4 protein-coding genes and 2 pseudogenes are annotated in these 4,786 nt (G+C 67.6%); 1 reads left to right on the top strand and 5 read right to left on the bottom strand.

Going from position 1 to position 4,786, the window contains the following annotated elements; all coding sequences use genetic code 11:
• Positions 1 to 259: 259 nt before the first annotated feature.
• The 5 genes and pseudogenes from ABZV34_RS37210 to ABZV34_RS37190 all read right to left on the bottom strand — a co-directional run bounded on the left by ABZV34_RS37210 (position 260) and on the right by ABZV34_RS37190 (position 3,665).
• Entirely contained in the window at positions 260 to 577 is a 318-nt protein-coding gene (locus ABZV34_RS37210) for a hypothetical protein (RefSeq protein WP_356287021.1), read from the bottom strand.
• A 526-nt stretch (positions 578 to 1,103) separates the two neighbouring features.
• Positions 1,104 to 1,736: a peptidoglycan-binding domain-containing protein gene (locus ABZV34_RS37205; RefSeq protein ID WP_356287018.1), complete on the bottom strand. Its 633-nt coding sequence runs from the start codon at positions 1,734 to 1,736 to the stop codon at positions 1,104 to 1,106.
• A 395-nt stretch (positions 1,737 to 2,131) separates the two neighbouring features.
• Positions 2,132 to 2,704, bottom strand: coding sequence for a S1 RNA-binding domain-containing protein (locus tag ABZV34_RS37200; protein WP_356287015.1), 573 nt, complete (start codon positions 2,702 to 2,704; stop codon positions 2,132 to 2,134).
• Between the two features lie 46 nt (positions 2,705 to 2,750).
• A pseudogene (locus tag ABZV34_RS37195) lies at positions 2,751 to 2,840 on the bottom strand (IS630 family transposase); the annotation flags it as partial.
• A 594-nt stretch (positions 2,841 to 3,434) separates the two neighbouring features.
• Complete coding sequence (locus ABZV34_RS37190; protein WP_356287023.1) at positions 3,435 to 3,665, bottom strand: RHS repeat domain-containing protein; 231 nt, start codon at positions 3,663 to 3,665, stop codon at positions 3,435 to 3,437.
• Between the two features lie 831 nt (positions 3,666 to 4,496).
• Between ABZV34_RS37190 and ABZV34_RS37185 the strand changes: the two are divergent.
• Positions 4,497 to 4,786: pseudogene (locus tag ABZV34_RS37185) on the top strand (DNA-directed RNA polymerase subunit alpha); the annotation flags it as partial.

Genomic DNA, 4,786 nt, shown 5'->3' with positions numbered 1-4,786 from the left:
CATCTCGGGCACCGTCAGGCCCTCGATCACCCGCAGACGCGACTCCACCATCCGGCACACCCCGGCTGGGAGCACAGCGAGGAACGGGAGTTCCCCCGGTTCGTCGCCGACGTCCTGCACGGCCGCCTCGTCCCCCGGACCCTCACGACTGCCCTGGGGACCCAGTACGAGGGCTGGGCCGCTCCCGAGGACGTCACGGCAGCCAACGAGTACGCGTCGACGCAGACCACACCACCCGCACCCGCACGACGTACGGCGCTTACACCGCGCTGCGGGGGGCGAGGACCGTCCTCGTCAACGCCGCCCGGCCGTCAATCGCTGTGGCCGTGTCGGTGCCCGGGTCGATGTCGAGGGACTTCCAGATCTCATCGATGGTCTCGGGGCTGGTGGGCGGCCAGGTGGCATCGGCCGACCAGTCAAGATCGGTGATGGGCGGGGGCTGGAGGAGCAGGTACTGGTAGTTGCCGGGCAGGTCGAACGGGAGGGGCCGCCTGCTCGCTTCGGCGAGGAGCCGGCCGAACTCATCAGCGTCCGTGGGGGTTTCGTCCGGGGCGCCCGGGGAGTCCAGGTCGATCATATTCGCCCGCTCGGCGAACGCGCTGGCCAACACCGCGCCCAGGTCGGTGGAGATCGAGGTCTTACCCGCGCCGCCGCGGTGGAAGTACCGGGCCTGGGCGGGCGTTCTGGCGCCGTTGCAATGAGCTCCTGTAGCACTACAAAGCGCGGTACATAATTGTGGGCCAGGTCGGCGCCGCCCGGCACGTGGCGCAGCCTGATCCGTGGGCAGCATGCCGGTGGGGTCCACAGACGGTGACGCTGGGATCATCCCTGCGGGCGCGAGGAGCAGGACTCGTCGTAGACCGTGAGCAGGCCGACGTCGGGATCATCCCCGCGTGCGCGGGGAGCAGATCTGCCCGGTGTAGCCCCACGGCTCGAACACGGGACCATCCCCGCGCACGCGGGGATGGTCCGTAGGCCAGGTACTGCAGGATGTTCCCGGTCGGCTGCTCTCCGCGCACGCGGGAATGGTCCCGTCACGTGACTTTCCAAAGAGGCAGGTCAGCCCTGCTCCCCGCGCACGCATGAACGTTCCAGGCGCGCGCTCAGAAACAGCCGTCTGTGTGGGTGCCGTCCGGCTTGTATTGCTTGAAGGAGAACCAGGAGTTGGTGAGGGGGCCGAAACGGCCGTCCACGCTCAGCCCCGCGTTCCACCTCCCGTTGATTATTGTCTGGGCGTTCTTTACCGCCTGCTCGGTGGCGGGGCCGAAGTCCATATCCGGCTGGATGCTCTGCGAATAGCAGGTGATCAGGGTCTCCTGCAAGGCCAGCACGGCGTAGTTGTGGTCCCCCCGGGCCACGACGCAGTTGTAGTTTCCTGAGTTCGCGGCCGTCGACGGCCTGTGGATGTATAAACTCCCCCCACCCACCGTCCCGCCCGCCTGCACCCAGGTGAAGGAGGCGCAGTGGACCTCGGCAGCAGAGGCCGGCGTAGCGCTCAGACCGAGGGTGGCGGCGGTCAGTGCACCGACCACGCCTGCGACCAGATTGATTCTTATAGTACGGAATTGCATATTCTCTCCCCCTGCTCTCTTTCGCCGAAACGCGATGAGCATGACAGGCAACCGTTCTGCCCAGAAGGACGAATTCCAGCCGTCATCCCCGCAGTTCACGGCCTCGGCTTCGAGTACCTTCCAACCGGCGATGGCCCGGGCATGGGGTTCTCCCTTGCCGGTCAAGACCGGGCGGTGTACCCGGCTCCCCACCCGCCCCGGCCGCCGGGACCATGGGGAGGACAGACAGCCGCCGCGCCGGCCTCCGCCGCACGCCCGGCCGAGGTCACGGGGACCAGGCCCGGCCCGAACGTCCCCGGCACCGGCACCGGCACCGGCCGCAGTACGGCCTACGGCAGCCGGTCGGCCTCGGCCTGATTGCATGGCCCGCACACCAGCACCAGCGCCGCCTGCATCCACGCGCGCCAGACCAACCGCGGCACAAGGTGATCGGTCGTCGCCCCGTCCCGCTCCGCTAGTGCGACCGCGAAGGTTCACCGGCTTGGGGCATGTGCCTTCCTTTTACTGAGAAGACGTTCATGAACACTCGCGCAAGGGCGCTGCCCCAGGAGCGCTGCGCATCACACCTCGGCGGATGAGCCTTGTCGTCGGGAGAGGGTTAGCCTGCGCCGCTCTCGGTCGATCTCGGTGACTACCACCGTGATCTTGTCGCCGACCTGGACGACATCTGATGGAGTCTCCACCGGTGTCCAGGCGAGCTCTCGCAGGTGAACGAGTCCCTCGATTCCGTCGGCGATCTGGACGAAGACGCCGAACGGGATCAGCTTGGTGACCTGGCCAGGCAATTTCTGCCCCACCGTGATGGTGTCGGCGAATACCTGGAAGGGGTCCGGCTGTGCGGCTTTCAAGGAAAGTCTGGCCTCCAGGTTCCACGTGTCGAACTGGAGGAACTCGCATGCGACGCGCTGTCCAACCTGCACCACGTCGGAGGCTGTCTCGAAACGTCGCCAGGACAGTTCAGCGAAGGAGATGAAACCGACGCCGGGGAAGACCGGATGGTCGGGTCCGTCGTCCAGCGCCACGAACACACCGAACCGTTCGATCGCTGTGACGGTGCCGGAGAGGAACTCGCCGCGGTGCACTGACTCCAGGAATGCCCAGAGTTCTGGATTCTCAGACGGTCCACCCATCATGCTCCAAGCCTTTCACGAGGAGCTGAGCACTGGCTGGGAAGTGGGCTCATGCTGCGGCCTTGAGGGGACGTCCGCCCCAGCGGATGCCTTTCTCGCTGCGGATGCGGGCGCGCTCACGTCGTTCAGCGGCCAGGACAGTCGGCGCTGCGTTGCTCCGTTCGGCGGCATTCCGGTTACGGCCCGGGGCCCGGCTCGTTGGTGGCGTATGAGCAGAAGTCGCAGGCTACGGGACCTGTCAGGGGCGCGGGCGTTCGAGCAGCTGACAGCCGAGCTGGCTCGTGCCGCTGTCGTGGTGAAGGCTGGTGCGGCCCCGAAGCGGCGGGTTAGCGGGGAGGTTCTGCGCCCGGGCACCGAGGAGCCGGATGGCAACGGTGAGGCTGCGGCGACCGGCTCCGGCCGACGTCACTCTCCCTCCCCCGCTTCTCGCCCGCCGGCCTGAAGTACGCCCCGCCACCACTGGTAGTCGGCGGGACGGATGGGGTGGGTGGTCTGCCAGCCGATCGGTGTCGGGTCACCGAGCCGGGTGAGCGGGTGCGGACAGGCGAGGATCTCGGCGAGGGCGGCGGTCGCCGTCGGTTCGGGTGCGGCCCGGTCCAGGTCGGGCCGGTCGCAGCACCGGTCGTGACCGCCGTGGCAGTCGGACCCGTGCGCGGCGCCGTCGGAGGCCTTCCAGATCCGGCAGCACGGGGCCCGGTCCGGGCCGCGGTCAGACGGTCAGACGGTCAGACGGTCACAGCGTCCGCACTGTCGTTTGCGGTGGTCGACGTGACGGGCTGGTCCAGGTCGTCGTGGCGGTGCCGGTGTCCGGGTCGACGGCCTTGGTCTGGCGGCCTCGTGCGTCGTAGTTCCAGCTCCAGGTGTTGCCCGCGCTGTCTTTGGCCGAAATGCGGTTGCCGCGGGTGTCGTAAGCGTAGCCGGTGGAGGTGAAGGCGGACCGGCTGCTGTTGGTGTAGTGGTCGATGCGTACGGCGCGGCCGAGCGCGTCAACGTAGGTGCGGGTGGCTGGCGCGCCGGCGGGCGGGGCGACCGTGGTGTAGTCGGCGCCGTAGGTGTAGGTGGTGCGTTTGGAGGTGACAGGGCCGCGAGGAAGGCGCGCTGGTAGCCCAGATGGCTCAGCGCACCATGGCAGCGTCTCGTGGGACGAATCGCATGTACGGGTACGCCGGGTAAGGGCTCGGCTCGCCCTGCGGCAGCACGGAAGCCAATGTCTCGAACACCCGCTCCATCACCTGGTCCGTGTACCCGGCCATAGTTGCCGGAGCCTATAGCAGCACACCCCCCGCTCGCAGCTGGAGCACCCGGTGAAACGCACCCGAGTTCTCAAGCGCCGCGGCGCCGCCAAGCCGTGCCGCAAGTTCCGCCGGACAGACCGTCACCCAGGCGTAGCCCCGCAGGAACCGCCGGCCTTCACGCAGGGACGTGCGCTTCCTGCGGCGCAGCACAGCATCGAGGTTGGTGAGTGGTCCGTCGCGCCTCCCATAGACGGCGGTGTTCGGTTTGACCTCCCAGATGTTGACCTTGTCCTCCGTCCAGAGGATGACGTCGGCGCGGCCGCTGTTTTCCTTCTTCTTGCCGTCGCTCGCTCCTGGGATCCGCTGTCATCCGAACGAGGCGCTTGACAACGAATCCAGCCGTTCGGGTTTCGTACGACCGGTCTTCGGCAGCAGGTCCGCGAGCGGCATCTGGAAGAACCGGCGGCGACCAAGGTGGTCAAGGCCCAGCCCTTTCGCCCGTACCCTTCGCAGGGTCTACGGCGTCAAATTGCGGGCGCCGAAACTGGAGGCAACACTTCATGCTGATCGCTCAGCGTCCGTCGTTGACCGAAGAGGTCGTCGACGAGTTCCGCTCCCGGTTCGTGATCGAGCCGCTGGAGCCGGGCTTCGGCTACACCCTCGGCAACTCCCTGCGTCGCACGCTCCTCTCCTCGATCCCCGGTGCCGCTGTCACCAGCATCCGGGTTGACGGTGTCCTGCACGAGTTCACCACCGTGCCGGGCGTCAAGGAGGACGTCACCGACCTCATCCTCAACATCAAGCAGCTGGACCTCTCCTCGGAGCACGACGAGCCGGTCGTGATGTACCT

It is taken from the genome of Streptomyces sp. NPDC005195, from assembly GCF_040608315.1.
GTDB classification, from domain to species: Bacteria; Actinomycetota; Actinomycetes; order Streptomycetales; family Streptomycetaceae; genus Streptomyces; species Streptomyces kaempferi.
This window is presented reverse-complemented; position numbering and strand designations above follow the sequence as displayed.

Excerpts from the sequence above, each read along its gene's own strand:
- ABZV34_RS37210 (WP_356287021.1), bottom strand. The coding sequence starts at position 577 with ATGATCGACCTGGACTCCCCGGGCGCCCCGGACGAAACCCCCACGGAC.
- ABZV34_RS37200 (WP_356287015.1), bottom strand. The coding sequence starts at position 2,704 with ATGATGGGTGGACCGTCTGAGAATCCAGAACTCTGGGCATTCCTGGAG.